Annotated in this window: 26 protein-coding genes and 1 pseudogene; 12 read left to right on the top strand and 15 right to left on the bottom strand. The window is 62.9% G+C overall.

Going from position 1 to position 25694, the window contains the following annotated elements; genetic code table 11:
• The first annotated feature begins 159 nt into the window (after window positions 1–159).
• On the top strand, window positions 160–1020 hold the full coding sequence (locus DCO48_RS20905; RefSeq protein ID WP_116552509.1) for an SDR family oxidoreductase: 861 nt from the start codon (window positions 160–162) through the stop codon (window positions 1018–1020).
• Between the two features lie 3 nt (window positions 1021–1023).
• Here DCO48_RS20905 and DCO48_RS20900 read toward each other — a convergent pair whose 3' ends face one another.
• The 5 genes from DCO48_RS20900 to DCO48_RS20880 form a co-directional block, all read right to left on the bottom strand.
• The gene (locus DCO48_RS20900; RefSeq protein WP_116552508.1) at window positions 1024–1761 is read right to left on the bottom strand and encodes a hypothetical protein; all 738 of its coding nucleotides are present in this window, start codon (window positions 1759–1761) and stop codon (window positions 1024–1026) included.
• Window positions 1762–1819: 58 nt separating this feature from the next.
• Window positions 1820–2200 (bottom strand): RidA family protein, encoded by a 381-nt coding sequence (locus DCO48_RS20895; RefSeq protein ID WP_095158948.1) that lies wholly within the window; start codon window positions 2198–2200, stop codon window positions 1820–1822.
• 23 nt (window positions 2201–2223) lie between these two features.
• Window positions 2224–4332 carry a bifunctional GTP diphosphokinase/guanosine-3',5'-bis pyrophosphate 3'-pyrophosphohydrolase gene (spoT, locus tag DCO48_RS20890; RefSeq protein WP_116552507.1) on the bottom strand — a complete coding sequence of 703 codons (2109 nt, stop codon included), beginning with the start codon at window positions 4330–4332 and terminating at the stop codon, window positions 2224–2226.
• 60 nt (window positions 4333–4392) lie between these two features.
• Window positions 4393–4659, bottom strand: coding sequence for a DNA-directed RNA polymerase subunit omega (gene rpoZ / locus DCO48_RS20885; RefSeq protein ID WP_116552506.1), 267 nt, complete (start codon window positions 4657–4659; stop codon window positions 4393–4395).
• A gap of 182 nt (window positions 4660–4841) precedes the next feature.
• Window positions 4842–5714, bottom strand: coding sequence for a LysR family transcriptional regulator (locus tag DCO48_RS20880; protein WP_116552505.1), 873 nt, complete (start codon window positions 5712–5714; stop codon window positions 4842–4844).
• Window positions 5715–5961: 247 nt separating this feature from the next.
• Here DCO48_RS20880 and DCO48_RS20875 point away from each other — a divergent pair, with 247 nt between their 5' ends.
• From DCO48_RS20875 to DCO48_RS20860, 4 genes are all read left to right on the top strand, one after another.
• On the top strand, window positions 5962–7344 hold the full coding sequence (locus DCO48_RS20875) for a glutamine synthetase family protein (protein ID WP_116552504.1): 1383 nt from the start codon (window positions 5962–5964) through the stop codon (window positions 7342–7344).
• Between the two features lie 18 nt (window positions 7345–7362).
• Window positions 7363–8856, top strand: a complete 1494-nt coding sequence (locus DCO48_RS20870) for an aldehyde dehydrogenase (RefSeq protein WP_116552503.1) — start codon at window positions 7363–7365, stop codon at window positions 8854–8856.
• A gap of 12 nt (window positions 8857–8868) precedes the next feature.
• Window positions 8869–9648 (top strand): gamma-glutamyl-gamma-aminobutyrate hydrolase family protein, encoded by a 780-nt coding sequence (locus DCO48_RS20865; protein WP_116552502.1) that lies wholly within the window; start codon window positions 8869–8871, stop codon window positions 9646–9648.
• A gap of 110 nt (window positions 9649–9758) precedes the next feature.
• Window positions 9759–11306, top strand: coding sequence for an APC family permease (locus DCO48_RS20860; protein WP_116552501.1), 1548 nt, complete (start codon window positions 9759–9761; stop codon window positions 11304–11306).
• A 61-nt stretch (window positions 11307–11367) separates the two neighbouring features.
• Here DCO48_RS20860 and gmk read toward each other — a convergent pair whose 3' ends face one another.
• Window positions 11368–11988, bottom strand: a complete 621-nt coding sequence (gene gmk, locus DCO48_RS20855; protein ID WP_116552500.1) for a guanylate kinase — start codon at window positions 11986–11988, stop codon at window positions 11368–11370.
• 13 nt (window positions 11989–12001) lie between these two features.
• Window positions 12002–12865, bottom strand: a complete 864-nt coding sequence (locus tag DCO48_RS20850) for a YicC/YloC family endoribonuclease (protein ID WP_116552499.1) — start codon at window positions 12863–12865, stop codon at window positions 12002–12004.
• A gap of 250 nt (window positions 12866–13115) precedes the next feature.
• Here DCO48_RS20850 and rph point away from each other — a divergent pair, with 250 nt between their 5' ends.
• The gene (rph, locus tag DCO48_RS20845) at window positions 13116–13838 is read left to right on the top strand and encodes a ribonuclease PH (protein ID WP_116552498.1); all 723 of its coding nucleotides are present in this window, start codon (window positions 13116–13118) and stop codon (window positions 13836–13838) included.
• Window positions 13839–13863: 25 nt separating this feature from the next.
• Window positions 13864–14232: a DUF4870 domain-containing protein gene (locus DCO48_RS20840; RefSeq protein WP_116552497.1), complete on the top strand. Its 369-nt coding sequence runs from the start codon at window positions 13864–13866 to the stop codon at window positions 14230–14232.
• Between the two features lie 60 nt (window positions 14233–14292).
• On the opposite strand, the gene DCO48_RS20835 is transcribed toward DCO48_RS20840, so the two are convergent.
• Entirely contained in the window at window positions 14293–15072 is a 780-nt protein-coding gene (locus DCO48_RS20835) for an exodeoxyribonuclease III (protein WP_116552496.1), read from the bottom strand.
• Window positions 15073–15152: 80 nt separating this feature from the next.
• Between DCO48_RS20835 and pyrE the strand changes: the two genes are divergently transcribed.
• Window positions 15153–15794 carry an orotate phosphoribosyltransferase gene (gene pyrE / locus DCO48_RS20830; RefSeq protein WP_116552495.1) on the top strand — a complete coding sequence of 214 codons (642 nt, stop codon included), beginning with the start codon at window positions 15153–15155 and terminating at the stop codon, window positions 15792–15794.
• Window positions 15795–15883: 89 nt separating this feature from the next.
• Here pyrE and DCO48_RS20825 read toward each other — a convergent pair whose 3' ends face one another.
• From DCO48_RS20825 to coaBC, 5 genes and pseudogenes are all read right to left on the bottom strand, one after another.
• Window positions 15884–16087 (bottom strand): hypothetical protein, encoded by a 204-nt coding sequence (locus tag DCO48_RS20825; RefSeq protein ID WP_116552494.1) that lies wholly within the window; start codon window positions 16085–16087, stop codon window positions 15884–15886.
• A 102-nt stretch (window positions 16088–16189) separates the two neighbouring features.
• On the bottom strand, window positions 16190–17095 hold the full coding sequence (gene argB / locus DCO48_RS20820; protein ID WP_116552493.1) for an acetylglutamate kinase: 906 nt from the start codon (window positions 17093–17095) through the stop codon (window positions 16190–16192).
• Window positions 17096–17124: 29 nt separating this feature from the next.
• Window positions 17125–18498 (bottom strand): annotated as a pseudogene (locus tag DCO48_RS20815) (phosphomannomutase/phosphoglucomutase); the annotation flags it as partial.
• A gap of 136 nt (window positions 18499–18634) precedes the next feature.
• Entirely contained in the window at window positions 18635–19090 is a 456-nt protein-coding gene (gene dut / locus DCO48_RS20810; protein ID WP_116552492.1) for a dUTP diphosphatase, read from the bottom strand.
• Between the two features lie 6 nt (window positions 19091–19096).
• Window positions 19097–20305 carry a bifunctional phosphopantothenoylcysteine decarboxylase/phosphopantothenate--cysteine ligase CoaBC gene (gene coaBC, locus DCO48_RS20805; RefSeq protein WP_116552491.1) on the bottom strand — a complete coding sequence of 403 codons (1209 nt, stop codon included), beginning with the start codon at window positions 20303–20305 and terminating at the stop codon, window positions 19097–19099.
• A gap of 135 nt (window positions 20306–20440) precedes the next feature.
• Here coaBC and radC point away from each other — a divergent pair, with 135 nt between their 5' ends.
• Window positions 20441–21127, top strand: coding sequence for a DNA repair protein RadC (gene radC, locus DCO48_RS20800; RefSeq protein ID WP_116552490.1), 687 nt, complete (start codon window positions 20441–20443; stop codon window positions 21125–21127).
• On the opposite strand, the gene DCO48_RS20795 is transcribed toward radC, so the two are convergent.
• Window positions 21111–22700, bottom strand: a complete 1590-nt coding sequence (locus DCO48_RS20795; RefSeq protein ID WP_116552489.1) for an ABC transporter substrate-binding protein — start codon at window positions 22698–22700, stop codon at window positions 21111–21113. The two genes, radC and DCO48_RS20795, sit on opposite strands and share 17 nt — an antisense overlap.
• A 362-nt stretch (window positions 22701–23062) precedes the next feature.
• On the opposite strand from DCO48_RS20795, the gene rpmB reads away from it, so the two are divergent.
• Together rpmB and rpmG are read left to right on the top strand one after the other, a co-directional pair.
• Window positions 23063–23299 (top strand): 50S ribosomal protein L28, encoded by a 237-nt coding sequence (gene rpmB / locus DCO48_RS20790; RefSeq protein WP_010225868.1) that lies wholly within the window; start codon window positions 23063–23065, stop codon window positions 23297–23299.
• Window positions 23300–23310: 11 nt separating this feature from the next.
• Window positions 23311–23466 (top strand): 50S ribosomal protein L33, encoded by a 156-nt coding sequence (gene rpmG, locus DCO48_RS20785; protein WP_010225867.1) that lies wholly within the window; start codon window positions 23311–23313, stop codon window positions 23464–23466.
• A gap of 112 nt (window positions 23467–23578) precedes the next feature.
• Here rpmG and DCO48_RS20780 read toward each other — a convergent pair whose 3' ends face one another.
• The gene (locus DCO48_RS20780; RefSeq protein WP_116552488.1) at window positions 23579–23938 is read right to left on the bottom strand and encodes a cupin domain-containing protein; all 360 of its coding nucleotides are present in this window, start codon (window positions 23936–23938) and stop codon (window positions 23579–23581) included.
• A gap of 194 nt (window positions 23939–24132) precedes the next feature.
• On the opposite strand from DCO48_RS20780, the gene DCO48_RS20775 reads away from it, so the two are divergent.
• Window positions 24133–25626 carry an aldehyde dehydrogenase gene (locus tag DCO48_RS20775; protein WP_116552487.1) on the top strand — a complete coding sequence of 498 codons (1494 nt, stop codon included), beginning with the start codon at window positions 24133–24135 and terminating at the stop codon, window positions 25624–25626.
• The last annotated feature ends 68 nt before the right edge of the window (window positions 25627–25694 follow it).

Raw genomic sequence — 25694 nt, 5'->3', positions numbered from 1 at the left:
TCCTTCAAGGCCTCGAAACAGGCCGAGAACAAAATATGGTCGATATTATTGCAAGTAATTCTTAATAGCAGAAGCCGTAATACGGGTTTTTTTGAAAGTTAGCTAGCCGCCTATCGATTCGGATAGATAGGCTGGGCCTTTGATTAATGGAGTTTCGAGATGTCTGCGCCTTCAGTTCTGATCGTCGGTTGTGGCGATGTGGGTGGCCGTCTGGCCAAGCAATTGCTCGTCGAGGGCTGGCGGGTTGCCGGTCTGCGCAGGAATACTGGCGCTTTGCCAGAAAAGGTTGTCGGTATCTGCGCCGACCTTGAAAAAGCCGGCGAGTGCCCGGGCGATTGGCCGACCGTCTCCCCGGACTACCTGGTGTACAGCGTGGCGGCCAACCAGCACGACGAGGCGGGCTATCAGTCGGCCTACGTCGAAGGGCTGCGCACGGTACTGCGCTGGCTGGCCGAGCGCGGGCAAGCACCGCGGCGGCTGCTGTTCGTCTCCAGCAGCAGCGTGTATGCCCAGCAGGGCGGTGAGTGGGTCGACGAAACCGCCGCCACCGAACCGGACGGCTACTCGGGCCGGGTCATGCTCGAAGCAGAACAGCTGGCGCTGGCCAGCGGCATCCCGGCAAGCGTGGTGCGCCTGACCGGTATTTACGGACCGGGTCGCGAATGGCTGTTGAGTCAGGTGCGCCAAGGCTACCGAGTCACCGAGGAGCCGCCGCTCTACGGCAACCGCATTCATGCCGAGGACGCGGCCGGTTTGCTGGCCTTCCTGCTCAAGGCCGATCAACAGGGCCGCGCGCTGGATGACTACTATATCGGCGTGGATGACGCGCCAGCGCCGTTGGCCGAGGTCGTGGCCTGGCTGCGCGAGTACATGGGTGTTACCCAGTGGTCGGAACAGGAGCGGGTACGGCGCACTGGCAGCAAGCGCTGCAGCAATGCTCGGGCCCGGGCACTGGGCTGGGCGCCGCAGTACCCAAGCTACAAGGAAGGCTACGCGGCGATCCTCGCCGGTCGCGACTGAAGCTTAATCGCGTTCGAGCAGCCACTGGCGGCTGCCAGGGCGCAGGTCGGGCATGTCGCCGGCCTGTGCCTGGTTGAGCGCCTGGAAGATCTCCAGCCGGTCGCCGGTACGCTTGAAGATCCATGGCCGGCCCTGCTGGGCACGCTCCAGCCACAGGCTGTCGAATTCGCCGCTCATGCTCGCGCAGTCGCCGGCCAGGCACAGCGCGTAGCGGTCGAGGCCGGCCAGGCCGTCCAGGCTGCCGTCGGCGCGAAAATGCGCCACGCCGCCCTGGCCCGGGCCCTCAACGACTTTCCAGTCGCCGCCCAGGTAGGCCTTGTACAGGGCCTGCTCGAAGCTGGTACCGGATGGCGCATCGGTCGGTGCGGGTTGTTTCGGGCGCTGGAAGTGTTGCTCCGGACTGGTCGGGCTTGCCGCCTGCACCAGTTCCTTGCCGTCCAGGCTCAGGGATTCGTTCTGGCCGCCGTCAAACGCGACGCTCCACGGACCATCCGGTTTCATTTCCAGACGTCCTTCGGCGAGCTCGAAGCCATTGCTGTAGCTGGCCTGAGCGGCGGCGACATTGACCTTCCATTCCAGTGCCGGGCCGTTGTCCTGCAGCGCCTGGCGCAGGCTGGTGCCTTTGCTGGCGGCGTCGATGGCGGCCTGGTTGATCCAGATACCGTTGTAGTCTTGCGGGCTGTGGCTGGCGCAACCACCCAGCAGGGCGGCCAGCAGCGACAGGGTAAGCGCGTGGCGCATGACGGGGTCCTTCAACAGGCGGGGCGATGGCGAGCCGGACGGCCCGCCATGCGGGGTATCACTCGAGGACCAGGATCGCGTCCATTTCAACCTGCGAACCGCGTGGCAGTGCGGCAACGCCGATGGCGGCGCGGGCAGGGTAAGGCTGTTCGAAGTAGCGGCCCATGACTTCGTTGACCTTGGCGAAGTGGCTCAGGTCGGTGAGGAAGATGTTCAGCTTGACGATGTCCTTGAACGAGCCGCCAGCAGCCTCGGCCACGGCCTTGAGGTTCTCGAACACCTGGACGGTCTGGGCTTCGAAGCCTTCGACCAGTTCCATGGTTTTCGGGTCCAGCGGGATCTGGCCCGACATGTACACGGTGTTACCGGCCTTGATTGCCTGGGAGTAGGTGCCGATAGCGGCCGGGGCCTTGTCGCTGGTGATGACGGTCTTGCTCATGATGACTCCTTGCAGGGGGAGGGCTACGTGCGCATGCGGGTGATGCGGATCACCCCGGTCAGGGCACGCAGTTTCTTGATCACACGGGCCAGGTGCACGCGGTCGTGCACGCTGACCACCAACTGGACCACGCTGATGCGACCATCACGTTCGTCCATGCTGATTTTTTCGATGTTGCCGTCGGCGGCGTTGACGCTGCTGGCCAGCAGGGCGATCAGGCCGCGCTGGTGTTCCAGCTCGACGCGCAGTTCGACATTGAATTCGCCGGTGACATCCTTGGCCCAGGACAGCTGGAGGCACTTTTCCGGGTTGTGGCGGATTTCGCTGATGTTGCGGCAGTTTTCCAGGTGCACGACCATGCCCTTGCCCGCCGACAGGTGGCCGACGATCGGGTCGCCGGGGATCGGCGTGCAGCATTTCGCGTAGCTGAGCACCAGGCCCTCGGTGCCGCGAATGGCCAGTGGGCCTTCCGGGTTGGGCAACTGCTCGCCTTCGCTGGACAGCAGGCGGCGCGCCACCACGTAGGCCATGCGATTGCCCAGGCCGATGTCTTCGAGCAGGTCTTCGATCAGCTCCAGGCGGTATTCGCTGAGCATGGCCTGGACCCGTTCCTGCGGGATCTTGTCCAGGGCGCTGTCGAAGCCGTTGAGCACTTTGTTCAGCAGGCGCTCGCCGAGGCTGATCGACTCGGAACGGCGCTGCAGTTTGAGCGCGTGGCGAATGTGCGTACGCGCCTTGCCGGTGACTACAAAGTTGAGCCAGGCCGGATTTGGCCGGGCGCCCGGGGCGCTGACGATCTCCACCGTCGAGCCGCTTTGCAGCGGTTCGGACAGCGGGGCCAGGCGGCGGTTGATCCGGCAGGCGATGCAGCTGTTGCCGACGTCGGTGTGCACCGCGTAGGCAAAGTCGACCGCGGTGGAGCCTTTGGGCAGCTCCATGATGCGGCCTTTGGGTGTGAACACGTAGACCTCGTCCGGGAACAGGTCGATCTTCACGCTCTCGATGAATTCGAGGGAGTTGCCCGCACGTTGCTGCAGCTCCAATACACCTTTGACCCATTGTCGGGCCCGTGCGTGGGTGCCCTTGGGCTGCTCGTCGTCGCTGGACTTGTACAGCCAGTGGGCAGCGATACCGTTGTTGGCCATCTCTTCCATTTCGCGGGTGCGGATCTGGATCTCGATGGGCACGCCGTGCATGCCGAACAGCGTGGTGTGCAACGACTGGTAGCCGTTGGCCTTGGGAATCGCGATGTAATCCTTGAAGCGCCCTGGCAGCGGTTTGTACAAATTATGTACAGCGCCGAGCACGCGGTAGCAGGTGTCGACCTTGTCGACGACGATGCGGAATGCGTACACATCCATGATCTCGTTGAAGGCGCGACGCTTGCCGCGCATCTTCTTGTAGATGCCGTAGATGTGTTTTTGTCGGCCGCTGACGTCGCCCTGGATGCCGTCGACCGCCAGGCAGTGCGCCAGCGACTCTTCGATCTTGTTGACGAGTTCCTTGCGGTTGCCGCGGGCGCGCTTGACCGCTTGCAGGATGCGCGCGGAGCGCATCGGGTACATGGCCTTGAAACCGAGGTCTTCGAATTCGACGCGCACCGTGTGCATGCCCAGGCGGTTAGCGATCGGGGCGTAGATTTCCAGGGTTTCCTTGGCGATGCGCCGGCGCTTTTCGCCGGACAGCACTTCCAGGGTGCGCATGTTGTGCAGACGGTCGGCCAGCTTGACCAGGATCACGCGGATGTCGCGGGCCATGGCCATGGCCATTTTCTGGAAGTTTTCCGCTTGGGCCTCGGCCTTGGTCTCGAAATTCATCTGGGTCAGCTTGCTGACCCCATCGACCAGTTCGGCGACGGTTTCGCCGAATTGCGAGCTGAGCGCTTCCTTGGCGATGCCGGTGTCTTCGATCACGTCATGGAGCATGGCCGCCATCAGGCTCTGATGGTCCATGTGCATGTCGGCCAGGATGCTGGCGACGGCAAGGGGGTGCGTGACGTAGGGTTCGCCGCTGCGACGGCGCTGGCCATCGTGGGCTTGTTCGGCGTAGAAATACGCCCGGCGGACCAGGTTGACCTGGTCGGCACCGAGGTAGGTCGACAGACGATCGGCGAGGGCGTCTATGCTCGGCAAGATGGCGTCTCCTGCCGAGAGTGTGGTTGCCGCGCCGTACAACGTCGACCAGGCATGGGCTTAGACGGCCTCGTTGGCCTCATCCTCGCCAAATGCAGCGAAGACAGGGTCTTCGTGAACGATTTCCTGCTCGGCCATGAACTCAGGCGTGCAGATACCTTCAGCGATTTCGCGCAGGGCGACGACGGTAGGTTTGTCGTTTTCCCAAGCTACTTTTGGCTCTTTGCCGCCGGTGGACAACTGACGGGCACGCTTGGTGGACAGCATGACCAGCTCAAAGCGGTTATCCACGTGTTCTAGACAATCTTCAACGGTTACGCGGGCCATGGTCTTCCTCAAGTAGCAAATGCGGTGTTCAGCCCAAATGGGCGAGCGGACTCGATAGTTTAAAAAATCACCAGCCTTTAGGGAAGCGCTGATTTCAATCCGAGCCGCGGATAGCGCGACAATACCTAGGTCTGCGGCTCTAGCACAACTGTCTTGATGTGGGGCGTTAAAAACCTCGTCGGTCAGATCAGCGCATCGCGCAAGCGCGGTGTCAGTTCGTCGAACAGTGTCTGCACCGAGCGCAGGGCACGGCAGTCCGGCCGGGTCAGCAGCCACAGCTCGGTGTCGCAGCCCGGCAACGCCTCGCTGAGCGTTTTCACCCCCGGCAGGGTGTGCACCATATAGTCTGGCAACGCCGCCACGCCGAGCCCGGCGCTGACCAGTTGGGCGATCGGCGCGATGCCGCTGCAGCGGTAGCGCGGGGTCAGCCCGGGCATCTGCTCGCTACGCCAGACGACGGTGGGGTGGTCCTGCATCGAATCGTCCGGGGAGATCCACGGCACGCTGGCCGCTGCGTCGGTCAGGCGTTGGCGGAATTCCTCGCGGCCACAGAGCACGTACGACGCCTTGCCCAGGCAGCGTCCGACCAGGTGCTCGGGCGGCGTGTTGGTCAGGCGCAAGGCCAGGTCGGCATCGCGCCGGCTGAGGTTGGCGAAGGTGTTCGAGGTGGCCAGCTCCAGCGACAACGCCGGGTACGCCGGCATGAACTCGGCCAGCGCCGGCAGCAGCAGGCTGTGCAGCACCGCGTCGGTGCAGGTCAGGCGCACCGTGCCGCTGACCACCTGTTCGCCATGTTCGAGGGCCACCCGCGCCGCATCCAGTGCCTGCTCGGCGCGTTCGGCCTGCTCGGCGAGGGCCTGGGCGGTGCCGGTGGGGATGTAGCCCTTGCGGCTTTTGACAAATAACGCGGTACCAAGGGCGGCTTCCATGCGCCGGATCGAGCGAAAAACCGTTGATACATCGACCTTGAGCAGGTCCGCAGCCTTCGCCAGGGAGCGGCCGCGAACCAGGGCGAGTACCAGCGAAAGGTCGGCGTGGCTGATCTGATATTGCATGGATGCACTCTTTGCTTGCCTAAATGCCAATGTCTGTTGCGCTGGGGCCATTCTATAGTGAGGCGGCAGCCATGAATCAACTCATGGCGCTATCAATCTATGGAACGCACGTCCGAAAAAGGATGTTCAGCCGTTCCACCGATGGAAGTCCCCAAAAAAATAATCGGACCATCGCCGCTTTCCAGGTACCACTGCACCCCCTCTTGTTCATCGCCGCCCCGATAAAAAAATCAAAGGATGCCAAGCCATGACGTCGGTCACTCCGTGCGCCATCCCTCTCGATGAGATGGGTGAATTCCTCAAGGCCCACCCTGAGGTTCAATTTGTCGATCTGCTGATTGCGGACATGAACGGCGTGGTGCGTGGCAAGCGCATCGAGCGCGCCAGCCTGGTCAAAGTCTACGAGAAGGGCATCAATCTGCCGGCCTCGCTGTTTGCCCTCGATATCAATGGTTCTACCGTCGAGTCCACCGGCCTGGGCCTGGACATCGGCGACGCCGACCGCATCTGCTTCCCGATCCCCGGCACCCTGGCCTACGAGCCCTGGCAGAAGCGTCCGACCGCACAATTGCTGATGACCATGCACGAGCTGGATGGCACGCCGTTCTTCGCCGACCCACGGGAAGTGCTGCGCAGTGTGGTCGCCAAGTTCGATGCGCTGGGCCTGGATATCTGCGCCGCGTTCGAGCTGGAGTTCTACCTGATCGATCAGGACAACCTCAACGGCCGGCCGCAGCCGCCGCGCTCGCCGATCTCCGGCAAGCGCCCGCAGTCGACCCAGGTGTACCTGATCGACGACCTCGACGAGTACGTCGATTGCCTGCAGGACATGCTCGAAGCGGCGAAAGAGCAGGGCATCCCGGCCGACGCGATCGTCAAGGAAAGTGCCCCGGCGCAGTTTGAAGTGAACCTGCACCACGTTGCCGATGCGATGAAAGCCTGCGATTACGCCGTGCTGCTCAAGCGCCTGATCAAGAACATCGCCTACGACCATGAGATGGACTCCACCTTCATGGCCAAGCCCTACCCGGGCCAGGCAGGCAACGGCCTGCACGTGCACATCTCGCTGCTGGACAAGAAAACCGGCAAGAACATCTTCACCAGCGAAGACCCGCTGCAAAGCGATGCGCTGCGCCACGCCATTGGCGGCGTGCTGGAAACCATGCCGGCGTCGATGGCCTTCCTCTGCCCGAACATCAACTCGTACCGCCGCTTCGGCGCCCAGTTCTATGTGCCGAACGCGCCGAGCTGGGGCCTGGACAACCGCACCGTCGCCGTCCGCGTGCCGACCGGCAGCAGCGACGCCGTGCGCCTTGAGCACCGGGTCGCCGGCGCCGACGCCAACCCGTACCTGATGATGGCGGCGATCCTCGCCGGCATTCACCACGGCCTGACCAATCAGGTCGAGCCAGGCGAGCCGATCGAGGGCAACTCCTACGAGCAGTTGGAGCAGAGCCTGCCGAACAACCTGCGCGATGCGCTGCGCGAGCTCGATGACAGCGAAGTGCTGAACCAGTACATCAGCCCGGACTACATCGACATTTTCGTCGCCTGCAAGGAAAGCGAAATGGCGGAATTCGAGGTGTCGATTTCCGACCTCGAATACAACTGGTACCTGCACACGGTGTAACGCCTGGAGAACAACGCAATGACAATTCCAACCCGCGACCAATGGGAAGCGCTTTTCCAGGGCCTGAACATCGAAGGCCGGGCCTTCATCGACGGCCAGTACACGGCCAGTGCTTCGGGCGAGACCTTCGACTGCACAAGCCCGGTCGACGGCCGCCCGTTGACGCAGATCGCCAGCTGCGATGACGCCGACGCCGAGCGTGCCGTCGCCGCCGCCCGGCGCAGTTTCGACAGCGGCGTGTGGGCCAACCAGGCCCCGGCCCAGCGCAAGCGCGTGCTGATCGCGTTCGCCGACCTGCTGCTGGCCAATGCCCAGGAACTGGCATTGCTGGAAACCCTGGACATGGGCAAGCCGATTGCCGATTCCTTGAGCATCGACATTCCGGCGGCGGCCAACGCTATCCGCTGGAACGCCGAAGCGATCGATAAAGTGTATGACGAAGTTGCTGCGACCCCGTCCGACCAGCTGGGTTTGGTCACCCGCTCGCCGGTTGGCGTGGTCGCAGCCATTGTTCCGTGGAACTTCCCACTGATGATGGCATGCTGGAAACTCGGCCCTGCGCTGGCCACCGGTAACTCGGTGATCCTCAAGCCTTCCGAGAAATCGCCGTTGACCGCCATTCGTGTCGCCCAGCTGGCACTCGAAGCGGGCATCCCGGCGGGCGTCCTCAACGTGTTGCCAGGCTATGGCCACACCGTCGGCAAGGCCCTGGCCCTGCACATGGACGTCGACACTCTGGTGTTCACGGGCTCCACCCGTATCGCCAAGCAACTGATGGTGTATGCCGGCGAGTCGAACATGAAGCGCGTCTGGCTGGAAGCCGGGGGCAAGAGCCCGAACATCGTCTTTGCCGACGCCCCGGACCTGCACGCCGCCGCCGAAGCTGCGGCGGCAGCCATCGCCTTCAACCAGGGCGAAGTCTGCATTGCCGGCTCGCGCCTGCTGGTCGAGCGTTCGATCAAGGAGCAGTTCCTGCCGTTGGTGGTCGAGGCCCTCAAGGCCTGGAAGCCAGGCCATGCGCTGGACCCTGAGACCCGCGTCGGTGCGCTGGTCGATACCACCCAGCTCGATACCGTGCTCGGCTACATCGAAGCTGGCAAGGCGGATGGCGCGACCCTGGTCACGGGTGGCCAGCGTGTGCTCGAAGACACCTGTGGCGTCTACGTGCAGCCGGCAATTTTCGATGGCGTGAGCAATGCCATGCGCATCGCCCGCGAAGAAATCTTCGGCCCGGTGCTGTCGGTGATCGCCTTCGACACCGCCGAAGAGGCGATCGCTATCGCCAACGACTCGCCCTTCGGCCTGGCCGCGGCAGTCTGGACCGCCGATCTCTCCAAGGCCCACAACACCGCCCGCGCCCTACGCGCCGGCAGCGTCTGGGTCAACCAGTACGACGGTGGCGATATGACCGCGCCGTTTGGCGGCTTCAAGCAGTCGGGCAACGGTCGCGACAAGTCGCTGCACGCGCTGGACAAATACACCGAACTCAAGGCGACCTGGATCAAGCTCTAAGAGGGTGAACCAATGAAGCACGCCACCGGCCGGGCCCCGTTGATCGGGGTCACCGCCTGCCGTCAGCAACTGGGCAAGAACTCGTCGCACACGGCGGGTGACAAGTACGTCGAGGCCGCCGGCTTTGCCGGCATCCCGCTGATTCTGCCGGCCCGCGACGAGCCGGTGGACCCGCTGCGCATCCTCGAACGCCTGGATGGCATTCTTTTTACCGGTTCGCCTTCAAATGTCGAGCCGCATCATTACAATGGCGCGCCCAGCGCGGAAGGCACCCGGCACGACGTGTTTCGTGACCGCCTGACCCTGCCGCTGCTGCAGGCCGCCATCGACACCGGCGTGCCGGTGTTCTGCATTTGCCGCGGGTTCCAGGAACTGAACGTGAGCCTGGGCGGCACCCTGCACCAACGGGTCCAGGAACTGCCGGGCTACCTCGACCATCGCGAGCCGCACGAAGCGCCGCTGGAAGAGCAGTACAGCCCGCGCCACCTGGTGCACGTGCAGCCAGGGGGGAAATTCGAACGGCTGGGCCTGGCCGAAAGCTTCATGGTCAACTCGCTGCACAGTCAGGGCATCGACCGCCTGGCTGACGGCTTGCGTGCCGAAGCGCTGGCTCCAGATGGACTGATCGAAGCGGTGTCCATGGAGGACGCGCCCGGCTTTGTGCTCGGGGTGCAATGGCACCCGGAATGGCGCTTTGTCGACAACCCGGTTTCGCTGCGCCTGTTCAAGGCGTTCCGCGAAGCCTGCCTGGCTCATGCGGCCGGTGAACGTTTGCGGGAGAAAGCTCTATGAGCTAACCCGGCAGACGCCGGTTTGCAGCACCACGCACCAGCTTCAATTGAGTGAAAGCGGACGTCGGACGGGGCGTCCTGAAGAACAATACCAATAGCGGCGGCAAACTCATGAGTAATTACACTGAAGCAGGCCGGCCCCCCGATGCGGGGCAGGCCAGCACAGTAAAGTCCAAGGGGCTGGCCAAGGGCCGGCTTGGCCTGCTGGCGAGCATCGTGCTCGGCATTTCCACCATTGCACCGGTTTATACCCTCACTGGCGCGCTCGGCCCGACCGTGCGTGAGGTGGGCGAACACCTGCCGGCCGTGTTCATCGTCGGCTTCCTGCCGATGCTGCTGGTAGCCCTGGGCTATCGCGAGCTGAACGCCGCCGAGCCGGACAGCGGCACGTCCTTTACCTGGTCGGCACGGGCGTTCGGCCCGATGATCGGCTGGATCGGCGGCTGGGGTCTGGTCACGGCCACCACCATCGTCCTGTCCAACCTTGCCGGGGTGGCGGTCGACTTCTTCTATCTGTTCCTCGGGCAACTCACGGGGAGCCATGCGATTGCCGCGTTGGCCGACAATCTGCTGATAAACGTAACCACCTGCTGCATCTTCATCGCCATGGCCGTGTGGATCTGCTGCCGCGGAATCGGCACGACCATGACGGTGCAGTATGCACTGGTGGCCCTACAGTTAGTGGTGTTGGTGGGCTTTGCCCTGGCCGCCTTTGGAGGGCCGGTGGACGGGCCTTCGCTGGCGTTCGACCCGGACTGGTTCAACCCGTTCGGGGTCGAGTCGTTCTCGGCCTTCACCGCCGGCCTGTCGCTGTCGATCTTCATCTTCTGGGGGTGGGACGTATGCCTGACGGTCAGCGAAGAGTCGGTCGGTAGCGAAAAGATCCCTGGTCGTGCTGCCACCCTGACCGTGCTGCTGATTCTGGTGCTGTACGTGGTGACTGCAATCGCCACCCTGCAGTTTGCCGGGATCGGCGACATCGGCCTGGGCCTGGGCAACCCGCGTATCCAGGAAAACGTCTTCGCTCACCTGGCCGGTCCGGTCATGGGCCCGTTGGCGATCCTGATGTCCATTGCCGTGCTGGCGAGCACCGCCGCATCGTTGCAGTCGACCTTCGTTTCGCCGGCGCGCACCCTGCTTGCCATGGGCTACTACGGTGCGGTGCCACAGCGTTTCGCCAACATCTGCCCGCGTTCGCAAACCCCACGTTACGCCACCATCTGTGCCGGTCTGGCGGCAGGTCTGTTCTACGTGACCATGCGCACCTTGAGCGAAAACGTGCTGGCGGACACCATCACCGCACTCGGCATGATGATCTGCTTCTACTATTCGCTGACGGCGTTTGCCTGCGTCTGGTACTTCCGCCACAGCCTGTTCGACAGCCTGCGCCATTTTCTCATGCGTGGCCTGTGCCCGGGGCTGGGCGGCGTGATTCTCTCGGTGATCTTCGTGCAGACGGCCATCGACAGTGCTTCGCCGTCGTTCGGCAGCGGTTCGCATGTCGGTGGGTTGGGGCTGGTGTTCGTGATCGCGATGATCATTCTGCTGTTGGGCATCGTGCTGATGCTGATGTCGCGGCTGCGTGCGCCGGCGTTCTTCCTCGGCGCTACGTTGCAGCGCCATGCCACCATCCCGAGTCGTCGCGGCGGTAGTCTCTAAAAGCATCGCCGGCAATGCCGGCTCCCACAAGGGGTATGCAATCCCTGTGGGAGCCTGCTGCTCAAGCCAGCAATTGCTTGAGCAGTTCCCCGTGGCGCTGTTGCTGCTGTTGCTGCTGCAGGCGGTTAGCGTGGAACACCGCCTTGAGGTCGTCCAGGGCAAGGGCGAAATCGTCATTGATGATGACGAACTCGTACTCGTTGTAGTGCTCCATCTCGCTGACCGCCTCGCGCATCCGTCCTTCGATGATCTCATCGCTGTCGGTGCCGCGGCTGTTCAGGCGCTGACGCAGGGCCTGCTGGCTCGGCGGCAGAATGAAGATCGAGCGCGCCTCCGGCATCAGCTTGCGCACCTGTTGTGCACCCTGCCAGTCGATTTCCAGAATCAGGTCCAGGCCCTGGTCGAGCGTCTGCTGCAGCGCGCTGCGCGAGGTGCCGTAGCAGTTGCCGAAGACTTCGGCCTGTTCGAGGAAGTCGCCTTGCTCGATCATCTCCTGGAACGTCTGCTTGTCGACAAAGTGATAGTTCACCCCGTCGCGCTCGCCCGGACGCATGGCCCGGGTGGTGTGCGAAACCGAGACACGAATGTGGTTCAGGTCGTCGGTCAGGGCCTTGACCAGGCTGGTTTTGCCGGCGCCGGAGGGGGCCGAGACGATAAACAGGGTGCCGCTGGCATGGGTCATGGTAGGGGTGGCCTTACTCGATGTTCTGTACTTGTTCACGCATCTGCTCGATCAGGACCTTGAGGTTGACCGCCGATTGGGTGCTGCGTGGGTCGAAGGCTTTGGAGCCCAGGGTGTTGGCTTCGCGGTTGAGTTCCTGCATCAGGAAGTCCAGGCGCCGCCCGGCCGCGCCGCCGGATTTGAGTACCCGGCGCACCTCGGCCACATGGGTGGCGAGGCGGTCGAGCTCTTCGGCAACGTCGCTTTTCTGTGCGAGCAGGACCATCTCCTGCTCCAGGCGCTGCGGGTCGAGCTCGGCCTGCATGTCGCTGAATCGGTCGAGGATCTTCTGCCGCTGGGCCGCGAGCATCTGCGGCACCAGGGCGCGCAGGGTGGTGACTTCCTGGCTCATGTTGTCCAGGCGCTCATTGATCAGTCGGGCCAGCTCGCCGCCTTCGCGGTTGCGGCCGTTCTTCAATTCCGTGAGGGCGTCTTCGAACAGGGCCAGGGCCTCGCTGTTCAGCGCCTGCGGGTCGCTCGCGTCGGCGACCAGCACGCCGGGCCAGGCCAGCACTTCCAGCGGATTGAGCGGTGCCGGTTGCTTGATCAGGCTGGCGACGGTTTCGGCGGCGGCGACCAGTTGCGCGGCGCGCGCCCGGTCGACTTGCAGCGGTTTGCCGGCGGTTTCCTCGTTGAAGCGCAGGGTGCACTCAACCTTGCCGCGGGAGAGGCCCTGACGGAGCGCATCGCGCACGGCACCTTCGAGGTCGCGCAGGGCCTCAGGCAGGCGCAGGTGCGGTTCGAGGTAGCGATGGTTGACCGAGCGCAGTTCCCAGATGAGGGTGCCTTGGCTGCCGGCGCGCTCGGCGCGGGCAAAGGCGGTCATGCTGTGCACCATGGGAAGTACCTCGCAGAAAAATGGAGCAAGCCGAGTGGCTGCAAGGCGCAGGATTGTAGCGCAGTGCGCGGCTGGCTCCCAATCTGCTGATGGTACAAAGTCTGTCGCGACTGCCGAGAATTCCCGACCAACGCTGCTGCGCCGGCACTTTGCGGCGTTCTGTCGCGCCAAATTGCCGTGGGCATGTCCAGCGGGCGCCCGGCACTCTATAATGCTCGCCTAGATTTAAGCCCAGTACAGGTACTCCCAGATGAAACGTCCAAGTGGTCGCGTTGCCGATCAGCTCCGCTCGATCCGCATCACCCGCAACTACACCAAGCACGCCGAGGGGGCGGTACTGGTCGAGTTTGGCGACACCAAAGTCGTCTGCACGGTCAGCGTCGAAAATGGTGTTCCACGCTTCCTCAAGGGGCAGGGCCAAGGTTGGCTGACCGCCGAATACGGCATGTTGCCGCGTTCGACCGGCGAGCGTAACCAGCGCGAAGCCAGCCGTGGCAAGCAGGGTGGTCGCACCCTCGAAATTCAACGTCTGATCGGCCGCTCGCTGCGCGCTGCGCTCGACATGAGCAAGCTGGGCGACATCACCCTGTACGTCGACTGCGACGTGATCCAGGCCGACGGCGGCACCCGCACGGCGTCGATCACCGGCGCCATGGTCGCGCTGGTCGACGCCCTGCGTGTGGTCAAGAAACGTGGCGGCCTGAAAGGCGGCGACCCGCTCAAGCACATGATCGCCGCTGTCTCGGTAGGCATGTACCAGGGTGAGGCGGTACTCGACCTGGACTACCTGGAAGACTCGGCTGCCGAGACCGACCTGAACGTGGTCATGACCAGCAGCGGCGGTTTCATCGAAGTGCAGGGCACTGCCGAAGGCGCGCCGTTCCAGCCTGAAGAGCTGAACGCCATGCTGGCGTTGGCGCAGAAGGGCATGAACGATCTGTTCGAGTTGCAACAGGCCGCCCTGGCCGACTGAAACCCCGCTCACTCAAGGAACTGTCATGGCCGACGAATCGATCACATTGCCACTGCCCGGTGAAGAAGCGCGCAAATGGGCGATGTTGTGTCACCTGTCGGCCGTGATCGGCCTGTTCTTCCCGTTCGGCAACGTGGTTGCACCGCTGTTGCTGTGGTTGTGGAAGAAAGACAGCGACCCGTACGTCGATACCCAGGGCAAGGAAGCGTTGAACTTCCAGATCACCGTGACCCTGGCCGGCATGGCCTGTGTGGTGACGGCGGCGCTGATCATCGGTTCGCTGATGTTCCCGGTGGTGGTGATTGCGGCGATTGTGCTGGCGATCATGGCCGCGGTGAAGGCCAAGAAGGGCGCGGCGTATCGTTATCCGCTCGCCTGGCGGCCGCTGAACTGAAGCCTTTGCGTCATACACAAAAAAGCCGACCCTCAAGGTCGGCTTTTTTATGGCTGCTGATCAGATCGTCAGCGTCCAGTCATAGTCCACGATCAGTGGCGCATGCTGGGAGAAGCGCGGCTGACGCGGCAGCCGTGCGCTACGTACGAAACGGCGCAGGCCCGGGGTCAGCAGCTGGTAGTCGAACCGCCAGCCGAGGTTGAGCATCTCGGCCTGCTCGTTGTCCGGCCACCAGCTGTACTGGTCGCCTTCACGGCTGACTTCGCGCAGGGCATCGACATAGCCCATGTTGCCGACAATCTCGTCCATCCAGGCCCGTTCGGGCGCCAGGAAGCCCGGCGACTGCTGGCCGTCGCGCCAGTTCTTGACGTCGAGCTTCTGCTGCGCGACGTACAGCGAGCCGCAATAGATGTACTCGCGACGCTTGCGGCGTTGCTTGTCCAGGTACTTGCCGAAATCGTCCATCAACTTGAATTTCTGGTTCAAGTCTTCGTCGCCGTTCTGCCCGGAAGGCAGCAGCAAGGTGGCAATACTGACTTTGTCAAAGTCGGCCTGCAGGTAACGTCCGTAGCGGTCGGCTGTCTCGAAGCCCAGGCCGCTGATGACTGCCTTGGGCTGCAACCGCGAATAAAGCGCCACGCCGCCTTGGGCGGGAACTTCTGCGTCGCAGGCATAAAGGAAGTAGCCATCGAGCTGGAAAGCTGGGTCGTCGAGTTCAAAGGCCGAGGCGCGGGTATCCTGAAGGCAGATGACGTCGGCATTCTGGGCTTGTAGCCAGCTGAGCAATCCACGCTCGACGGCAGCCTGAATGCCATTAACGTTCACACTGATGATCCGCATAAATGGCCCCAAAAATCTCGTGCGTGTATGATACCCGAGCTGTACTCAATTAGCTAAATCCGTGGTATCCGGGACTCTACATGCAGCCGTATCAGCGCGACTTCATTCGTTTTGCCATCGATCGCGGTGTTCTGCGCTTCGGTGAATTCACCCTCAAGTCGGGCCGCACCAGCCCGTACTTCTTCAATGCCGGCCTGTTCAACAGCGGCTCGGCCCTGGCCCAGCTCGGACGTTTCTATGCGGCGGCGATTGTCGACAGCAAGATTCCGTTCGACGTGCTGTTTGGCCCGGCCTACAAGGGTATTCCGCTGGCGGCGACCACTGCGGTGGCCCTTGCCGAACACCATGACCGTGACCTGCCATGGTGCTTCAACCGCAAGGAAGCCAAGGCTCACGGCGAAGGTGGCAGCCTGGTTGGTGCGCCGCTGACCGGCGATGTACTGATCATCGACGATGTGATCACCGCCGGTACGGCGATCCGCGAGGTGATGCAGATCATCCAGGGCCAGGACGCCAAGGCGGCTGGCGTGTTGATCGCGCTGAACCGTCAGGAGCGTGGCAACGGCGAGTTGTCGGCGATCCAGGAAGTCGAGCGTGATTTCGGTATTCCGGTGGTGAGCATTGTCTCGCTGACCCAGGTGCTGGAGTTCCTCGCCGACGATCCGGCGCTCAAGCAGCATTTGCCGGCGGTAGAAGCCTACCGGGCGCAGTACGGTATCTAAAGCATGAAAAAGGCGACCCGCGGGTCGCCTTTTTGTGGGCAGTGATTACTGCTGAGCCCGTCTTGCCTATAGGACCGGCTTTTACAGGGCTATTTCGGGTAAGGATCGCTCAGTGCATCGCCCTGCTCGGACAAAATCCGCCAGCTCACCCTATGATGGGGCAGGCGATCCAGGTTGGGGCAGGGCGGCATCGAGGTCTTGCTCCGGTTCGAATATTTGCGGCCGCAGTCCGCGCACTCATAAGAACCTGCCGAAACATCGCTACCGTAAGGGACAAAGTCTTTCAGTGCCATGGTCGAGTCTCCTGTTGAGGGAAACCCGAGCCTAGGCAAATACCGAGGGGATTGCGGTAGTCCACTTCCTACTGGCGCGTAGGAAGCGTCCGGTTTGTGCGATCAGCGCGGCTTGCTGTTAGTGATCAGGGTGCCCACGCCGCTGTCGGTGAAGATCTCCAGCAGCACCGCGTTCGGAACCCGGCCGTCGATGATGTGCGAGCTGTTCACCCCGCCTTGCACTGCTTCCAGTGCGCAACGGATCTTCGGCAGCATGCCGCCATAGATGGTGCCGTCGGCGATCAGCTCGTTGACCTGCTCGGTGGTCAGGCCGGTGAGCACGGTGCCTTGCTTGTCCATCAGGCCGGCAATGTTGGTCAGCAGCATCAGCTTCTCGGCTTTCAGCGCTTCGGCGACCTTGCCGGCGACCAGGTCGGCGTTGATGTTGTACGACTCGCCATTGGCGCCGACGCCGATGGGCGCGATCACCGGAATGAAATCGCCCTTCACCAGCATGTTCAGCAGGTCGGTGTTGACCCCGACCACTTCGCCGACATGGCCGATATCGATGATTTCCGGGGTGGTCATCTCGGGGGTCTGGCGGGTGACGGTGAGCTTTTTCGCACGGATCAGCTCGGCGTCCTTGCCGGTCAGGCCAATGGCGCTGCCGCCGTGGCGGTTGATCAGGTTGACGATGTCCTTGTTCACCTGGCCACCCAGGACCATCTCGACCACGTCCATGGTCTGCGCGTCGGTAACGCGCATGCCGTCGATGAAGTGGCTTTCGATGGACAGGCGCTTGAGCAGATCACCGATCTGCGGGCCGCCGCCATGCACTACCACCGGGTTGATACCCACGGCCTTCATCAGCACGATGTCGCGGGCAAAGCCGGTTTTGAGCTCTTCGCTCTCCATCGCGTTGCCGCCGTACTTGATCACCAGGGTTTTGCCGACAAAGCGTCGGATATACGGCAGCGCTTCGGACAGTACCTGGGCGACATGGGTAGCGGCATCGCGATCGAGGGTCATGCAGGGCTCCAGTTGGAACAAGTAGTCGGTCAGAACGGTAGTTGCAGGTCAGGGGCGACACGCTTCAATCGAGCGTGGAAGACGTCCTTGATGCGCTGCAGTTCGGCGGCATTGTCGGCCTCGAAGCGCAGCACCAGTACCGGGGTGGTATTGGAGGCGCGAACCAGGCCCCAGCCGTGGGCATAATCGACCCGCACACCGTCGATGGTGGTCAGGTTGGCTTCGCCCCAGTCGGCGTCGCGTTGCAGTGCATCAATGATGCTGAATTTACCCTCGTCCGTCACATCAATGTTGATTTCGGGCGTGGAAATATCGTTCGGGAAGCCGGCGAACAGTGTTTCGGCGTCGACCGGCTCCTTGCTGAGGATCTCCAGCAGGCGTGCCGCGCTGTAGATCCCGTCGTCGAAACCGTACCAGCGTTCCTTGATGAAGATGTGCCCGCTCATTTCGCCGGCGAGCAGGGCGCCGGTCTGCTTCATCTTCTTCTTGATCAACGAATGGCCGGTCTTCCACATTAGGGCGCGACCGCCGTACTGCTCGATCAGCGGCAGCAGGCGCCGGGTGCATTTCACGTCGAAGATGATCCCGGCCCCCGGATTACGTGCCAGCACGTCCCTGGCGAACAACATCAGCAGACGGTCTGGGTAGACGATGGTGCCGGTGTTGGTCACCACGCCGACGCGGTCGCCGTCGCCGTCGAAGGCCAGGCCCAGATCGGCGCCGGTCTCTTTCACCTTGGCGATCAGGTCGACCAGGTTCTCCGGCTTGCCAGGGTCCGGATGGTGGTTGGGGAAGTTGCCGTCGACTTCGCAGAACAGCGGGATCACCTCGCAGCCCAGCGCCTCGATCAGCTGCGGGGCAATCACCCCAGCCGCGCCGTTGCCACAGTCGACCACCACCTTCAGGCGCTTGGCCAGCTTCACGTCGCCGACGATCTGCTGGAAGTAGCGCTCGAGGATTTCGACCTTCTGCACACAGCCTTCACCGCGGCTCAGGTCGTTGCTTTTCAGGCGGGTGAGCAGGGCCTGGATCTGTTCGTTGGCCAGCGTGTCACCGGCAATCACGATCTTGAAGCCGTTGTAGTTCGGCGGATTGTGGCTACCGGTGAGCATCACCCCGGACTTGCCCGCGAGCACGTTGGCAGCGAAATACAGGGCCGGGGTCGGCACCAGGCCGACATCGCTGACCCGGCATCCGGCATCGGCCAGGCCCTTGATCAACTGCTCGACCAGCAGCGGGCCGGACAGGCGCCCATCACGGCCAACCGAGACCTCGGCTTCGCCCTGGGCCAGGCTTTGCGCGCCAATCGCGCGGCCGATCCAATAGGCGGTTTCGGCGGTCAGGCTGTCGCCAACCACGCCACGGATGTCGTAGGCGCGGAAGATGCTTTCAGGCAGTGCAGGTACCAGGTTTGCCATCTCGTTCATCTCTGGGAGCTCCAATTTCCAAGGCTTGCGGTGCGGGCTCAAACTGAACGCTTGGATGGCGATATCGCCAGAGAGTTCGCCTTCCTTGGCGTTCAGCAGGTGAGCGGTCGCCTCACTTGGTGCCGGAATGGCCGAAACCGCCAGCGCCACGCTGGCTTTCGTCGAAGGCTTCGACGATGTCGAAATGAGCTTGTACGACCGGTACCAGCACCAGCTGGGCAATGCGCTCGCCGACGGTGATGGTGAAGGCCGTGTTGCCACGGTTCCAGCAGGAAACCATCAGCTCACCCTGGTAGTCGGAGTCGATCAGGCCGACCAGGTTGCCCAGCACGATGCCGTGTTTGTGGCCCAGGCCCGAGCGCGGCAGGATCAGCGCGGCCAGGCCCGGATCGCCGATGTATACCGACAGGCCGGTAGGGATCAGCAGGGTCTGGCCCGGCTCCAGAACGGTGTCTTCCTTGAGCAGGGCGCGCAGGTCGAGGCCGGCCGAGCCCGGGGTGGCGTACTGCGGCAGCGGGAATTCGGTGCCGATGCGTGGGTCGAGGATCTTGGCTTGTAGAGCGTGCATGTGCGATTAAACCTGGTTGAGACGTTCGGCGATGAAAGCCACCAGTTGGCGGGCGATCTTGCCCTTGCTGGTCTGCGCGAAGAGGGTTGCATGGAGTTGGCGATCGATCACGCTGACGGCGTTTTCCTCGCTGTTGAAGCCGATGCTGGGGTTGGCTACATCGTTGGCGACAATCAGGTCGAGGTTTTTGTCCTTGAGCTTGCGTGCGGCGTAATCGAGCAGGTGTTCGGTTTCGGCAGCAAAGCCGACGCTGAACGGGCGGTCGGGCCGGGTGGCGATGCTGGCGAGGATGTCCGGGTTGCGCACCATCTGCAGCAGCAGGCCGTCACCGGTTGTAGGGTCTTTCTTCAATTTTTGCGGGGCTACCACTTCCGGACGGTAGTCCGCGACCGCCGCCGAGGCGATGAACACATCGCAGGGTATAGCCGCTTCGCACGCCGCGAGCATGTCGCGGGCGCTGACTACGTCGATGCGGGTCACCCGGTCGGGGGTTGGCAGGTGCACCGGGCCGGTCACCAGGGTGACCCGGGCGCCGGCTTCGACGGCTGCTTCGGCGAGGGCAAAGCCCATTTTCCCCGAGCTGTGGTTGGTGATGTAGCGCACCGGGTCGATGTTTTCCTGGGTCGGCCCGGCGGTGATCAGCACGTGCTTGCCGGTCAGGGACTGGCGCTGGAAGGTTTCTGCGGCCAGCCAGGCCAGATCGCTGGCTTCGAGCATGCGACCCAGGCCGACATCGCCGCAGGCCTGGCTGCCGGAGGCCGGGCCGAAGACCTGGATCTGCCGGCTTTGCAGCCGTTCGAGGTTGGCCTGGGTCGCCGGGTCGCGCCACATGGCCTGGTTCATGGCCGGGGCAATCGCCACGGTGGCGTCGGTAGCCAGGACCAGGGTGGTCAGCAGGTCGTCGGCAACGCCCTGGGCCAGGCGCGCGATCAGGTCGGCGGTGGCGGGGGCAATCAGTACCAGGTCGGCCCATTTGGCCAGTTCGATATGGCCCATCGCCGCTTCGGCAGCGGGGTCCAATAGATCCATGTGCACAGGGTGCCCGGACAGGGCCTGCATGGTCAGGGGGGTGATGAACTCGGCCCCGCCGCGGGTCATGACCACGCGCACCTGCGCACCGTGTTCCAGAAGTCGGCGAACCAGCTCGGCGCTCTTGTAAGCGGCAATGCCGCCGCCGACGCCGAGAACAATGCGTTTCCGATACAGCCGCTGCATAGGCTTGCCTTTCTTGATCAGTGTTTGCACGCAACGACGACGCCTCCCCAGGCCGGTTCGTCGCGCAAAAATGAGGCGGCTACGATACCACAGGGCTGAAACCGGGAGCAGTAACGGATAGACAGGGAGGCATGCATGAGCATCAGGGAATGGCCCGTGGCCGAGCGGCCGCGGGAGAAGTTGTTAGCGCGAGGGGCGGCCAGTCTGTCCGACGCAGAGCTGCTGGCTGTGTTTTTGCGCACCGGTGTTGCGGGCAAGAGCGCAGTGGATCTGGCCCGTGGCCTGTTGGCTCGTTTCGGCAGCCTGCGGGCCCTGCTCGAAGCCGACATGCCGGCGTTTCTCGGCGAGCTGGGGTTGGGGCCGGCAAAGTACAGCCAGTTGCAGGCGGTGATGGAGATCGGCCGTCGCCACCTTGAGCAGACCATCCAGCGTGATCCGGCGCTGGAGAGCCCCGCCAGCGTGCGGCGCTACCTCAAATCGATGTTGCGCCACGAATCGAGCGAAGTCTTTGGCTGCCTGTTTCTGGATGCCAAGCATCGGCCACTGGCGTTCGAAGTGCTGTTTCGCGGCTCAATCAGCAGCGCCCGGGTCTATCCGCGCGAGGTGGTGAAGCGCTCGCTGGCGCACAACGCGGCGGCGCTGATCCTCTGTCATAACCACCCCTCGGGGGTTCCCGAACCGAGCCGCGACGACGTGCGCCTGACGCTCAGGCTCAAGGAGTCCCTGAGCCTGGTCGAGGTGCGGGTGCTCGATCACATCATCATCGGCGACGGCGAGCCGTTGTCGATGCTCGAGCACGGCTGGATTACGGCTGCGCCGTAACCCCGGTAAAGTCCTGCCGGCCGAACGGGCTCACCCGGTAGCCCTCCACACCCTGGCGCAGCAGGGCCGCTGCCGTCGGGTGCGCCAGCGGCAACCACAGCGCCTGTTGCTGGATCTGTGCCTGGGCCTGTTGATAGAGGCGGCTGCGCACGCTCTGGTCATTGGTGGTCTTGCCGGCACTGATCAACTGGTCCAGGCGGTTGTCGCAATAGCGCGCGAAATTGGTCCCGGACTTGACCGCTGCACAACCAAACTGGGGGCTGAGGAAGTTGTCCGGGTCGCCGTTGTCGCCGGCCCAGCCCATGAACAGCAAATCATGCTCGCCGGCCTTGGCCCGGCGGATCAGCTCGCCCCACTCGATCACACGGATTTCGGCGGTGATGCCGACCTTGGCCAGGTCCGCCTGCAACAACTGCGCACCCAGGCTTGGGTTGGGGTTGAGCAGGCTGCCGGATGGCCGAGTCCAGATTGTGGTTTTGAAACCGTCTGCCAGGCCCGCCTTGGTCAGTAGCTCGCGCGCCTTGTTCTGGTCGAAGGCGTAGCCGGGCAGGTCCTTGGCGTAGCTCCAGGTGTTCGGCGGATAAGGCCCGCTGGCCGCGACGGCGGTGCCTTCGAACACCGCCTTGAGGTAGTTCTGCTTGTCGAACGCCAGGTTGATCGCCTGGCGCACCTCAGGCTTGTCGAGGGGCGGGTGTTGGCTGTTGATCGCCACAAATGCCGTCATGAAGGCTTCGGTTTTCTCGATCTTCAACGCCGGATCACTGCCGGCGGCGACAATGTCCAACGGTTTGGGTGACAGTGCGATCTGGCACTCGTTGCGCTTGAGCTTTTGCAGGCGCACGTTGGCGTCGGGGGTGATGGCGAAGATCAGCGGATCCACCGCCGGCTTGCCGGCAAAGTAGTCCGGGTTGGCGCGGTAACGGATGACTGCGTCCTTCTGGAAGCGGTTGAAGACGAACGGCCCGGTGCCGATCGGCTGGCTGTTGAGCTTCTCCGGCGTGCCGGCCTTGAGCAGTTGCTCGGCATATTCGGCCGAGTAGATCGAGGCGAAGCCCATGCTCAAGGTGGCGAGGAAGGTCGCGTCGGCATGATCGAGGGTGAAGCGCACACTCAGTGGGTCGCCGGCCTCGATCTGCTTGATCAGGCTCGGCAACTGCAACGACTGGGCGTGCGGAAAGCCGCTCTGGGCGATCTTGTGCCACGAATGTGCCGGGTAGAGCATGCGCTGGAAGCTGAACAGCACGTCGTCGGCGTCCAGCGTGCGGCTGGGCTTGAAGTACGCAGTGCTATGAAACTTGACCTGCGGGCGCAATTTGAAGTCGTAGACCAGCCCATCGGCCGATACCGTCCAGCTCTCGGCCAGGCTCGGCACGACCTTGCCGCTGGTCGCGTCGAACTCGACCAGGCGGTTCATCAGCACATCGGCCGAGGCATTGGTGGTGGTCAGTGAGTTATATTGCACCACGTCGAACCCCTCGGGGCTGGCCTCGGTGCACACACTGAGCGCGGCGGCCTGCGCCAACGCAGGGCCGAGCAGGGCGGCAAGCAACAGGGGTAAAACGGCAGGACGCATGGCGACTCCTTGGCTGAACGGTGGCCCATCTGCCGGCGCAGTCTGGAAAAGTCCTACCCTAGTGCGCAAGATTGGAAATGGCCAATGTCTTTTTTCCGCACCCGGCGACGAGTGGTCGGCCGCAGCGCAAGCCCGCAGGCAGGCCGCAGTGGGGCGGAAACCGTTCAGGCAGATTACAACTTGTGTTGTTGTGCTCTGGTCTTTCTGGTATAAAGCAGCGCTCTTTTCTAGGGGCTCGGTTTGTCGCGTCAGCTGATCTAGCCGATAAGACCCTGAAGAAACACGGCGCCTGGCGCCAAAGACTGAGAGATTAAGCGGCCAACCCATGCCGGGTTGGGCATGTGGTTTTAGAGGGCTGAGGCATGTCGAGAGTCTGTCAAGTTACCGGTAAGGGTCCGGTAACCGGGAATAACATTTCCCACGCAAATAACAAAACCCGTCGTCGTTTCCTGCCGAACCTGCAGCATCATCGCTTCTGGGTCGAGTCGGAGAAGCGTTTCGTGCGTCTGCGCGTATCTGCCAAAGGCATGCGCATCATCGACAAGCGCGGCATTGACGCCGTTCTGGTCGACATTCGCCGTAACGGCGCCAAGGTCTAAGGGAGAAAATCATGCGTGAATTGATCCGTCTGGTGTCGACCGCTAATACCGGCCACTTCTACACCACCGACAAGAACAAGCGCACCACTCCGGACAAAATCGAAATCAAAAAATTCGATCCGGTTGTTCGCAAGCACGTGATCTACAAGGAAGCCAAGATCAAGTAATTGATCCGGCTTACGAAAAAAGGCCCGCATCCCTGGATGCGGGCCTTTTTTTATGGCCGCTTGGCTGAGCTTCCCGTGGGCGCCGGCTTTCCGGCACCCACAGGGTCGGCGCTTACTTCTGTTCGAACAGCACGTAGATCTTGCGGCAAGGCTCCAGCACTTCCCAAGTGCCCTTGAAGCCGGCCGGGATCACGAAGCGGTCGCCAGCGCGCAGGGTCTTGGCGCTGCCGTCCTCGTCGCGCAGCACCGATACGCCCTGCAGGATCTCGCAGTACTCGTGTTCGGTGTAATTGACAGTCCATTGCCCCAGGCCACCCTCCCAGACACCCGCAGCAAACTGCCCGCAGGGGCTTGCGTACTGGTTGGAAACTGCCTGTTCAGGGTCGCCCTTGAGCACTTTTTCCGCTGCTGGACGGTAACGCTCGGCTTCGGTCAGAACTTGGGCGATGTCGATAATCTGCTGAATTTTCATACACTCGCTTCCCTTATTGTTAAATAAACTGCACATGACTAGGCATTTGGCGGCTGAATGTCAAATATATTGATAATGTGGGCTCCGGTAGTTTAGGGTGGCGGGTGCCGTCGAGCACTCTCGCTCCGGCAGCATTCCGACAGTGCCTGTGGCCCCTCGTGCAGCACTGCATCTCAACAAGAGGAGAGTTTCGTATGACCACCCTGACTCGTGCCGACTGGGAGCAACGCGCCCAGCAACTGAAGATCGAAGGCCGTGCTTTCATCAATGGTGAATACACCGCCGCCGTTTCCAACGCGACCTTCGAGTGCCTGAGCCCGGTCGACGGACGCCTCCTGGCGCAGATCGCCAGCTGCGACGAAGCCGATGCCCAGCGCGCGGTGGAAAACGCCCGCGCCACCTTCGATTCCGGCGTCTGGTCGCGCCTGGCCCCGGCCAAGCGCAAGGCCACCCTGATCCGCTTTGCCGCGCTGCTCAAGGCCAATGTCGAAGAACTGGCCCTGCTGGAAACCCTGGACATGGGCAAGCCGATCAGCGACTCGCTGAACATCGACGTGCCGGGTGCTGCCCAGGCGTTGAGCTGGAACGGCGAAGCCATCGATAAAGTCTATGACGAAGTGGCGGCCACCCCGCACGATCAGCTTGGCCTGGTGACCCGCGAGCCAGTCGGTGTGGTCGCGGCCATCGTGCCGTGGAACTTCCCGCTGCTGATGGCCTGCTGGAAGCTTGGCCCAGCGCTGGCGACCGGTAACTCGATTATCCTCAAGCCGTCGGAAAAATCCCCGCTGACCGCCATCCGCATTGCCCAGTTGGCCATCGACGCCGGCATTCCGGCGGGTGTGCTGAACGTGCTGCCAGGCTATGGCCACACCGTTGGCAAGGCCCTGGCCCTGCACATGGACGTCGACACCCTGGTATTCACCGGTTCGACCAAGATCGCCAAGCAACTGATGGTGTATGCCGGCGAGTCGAACATGAAGCGCGTCTGGCTGGAAGCCGGCGGCAAGAGCCCGAACATCGTCTTCGCCGACGCCCCGGACCTGAACGCCGCAGCCGAAGCTGCTGCCAGTGCCATCGCCTTCAACCAGGGTGAAGTCTGCACCGCCGGTTCGCGCCTGCTGGTCGAGCGCTCGATCAAGGATAAATTCCTGCCGCTGGTACTTGAGGCCCTGAAAGCCTGGAAACCGGGCAACCCGCTGGACCCGGCCACCACCGTGGGTGCCCTGGTCGACACCCAGCAGATGAACACCGTGTTGTCCTACATCGAAGCCGGTCATAGCGACGGCGCCAAACTGCTGGTGGGCGGCAAGCGCATCTTCGAAGAAACCGGCGGTACCTATGTCGAGCCGACCATCTTTGACGGCGTGAGCAACGCCATGCGTATCGCCAAGGAAGAAATCTTTGGCCCGGTGCTGTCGGTGATCACCTTCGACACGGTCGAAGAAGCCATCGCCATTGCCAACGATACGCCGTACGGCCTGGCCGCCGGTGTCTGGACCTCCAACATCAGCAAGGCCCATAACACCGCCAAGGCGCTGCGCGCCGGTAGCGTGTGGGTCAACCAGTACGACGGCGGCGACATGACCGCGCCGTTCGGTGGCTTCAAGCAGTCCGGCAACGGCCGCGACAAGTCGCTGCACGCGCTGGACAAGTACACCGAGCTGAAGGCGACCTGGATCAAGCTGTAACGCGTCCGGTTTAGCGGCCTCATCGCGGGACGAGCCCGCTCCCACAGGGTTGTGCATGACGCTGTGGG

The sequence above is a fragment of the Pseudomonas sp. SDI genome (genome assembly GCF_003105155.1).
Taxonomy (GTDB): domain Bacteria; phylum Pseudomonadota; class Gammaproteobacteria; order Pseudomonadales; family Pseudomonadaceae; genus Aquipseudomonas.
The sequence above is the reverse complement of the archived record's forward strand: the minus strand, read 5'-3'. Positions and strand labels throughout refer to the sequence as shown.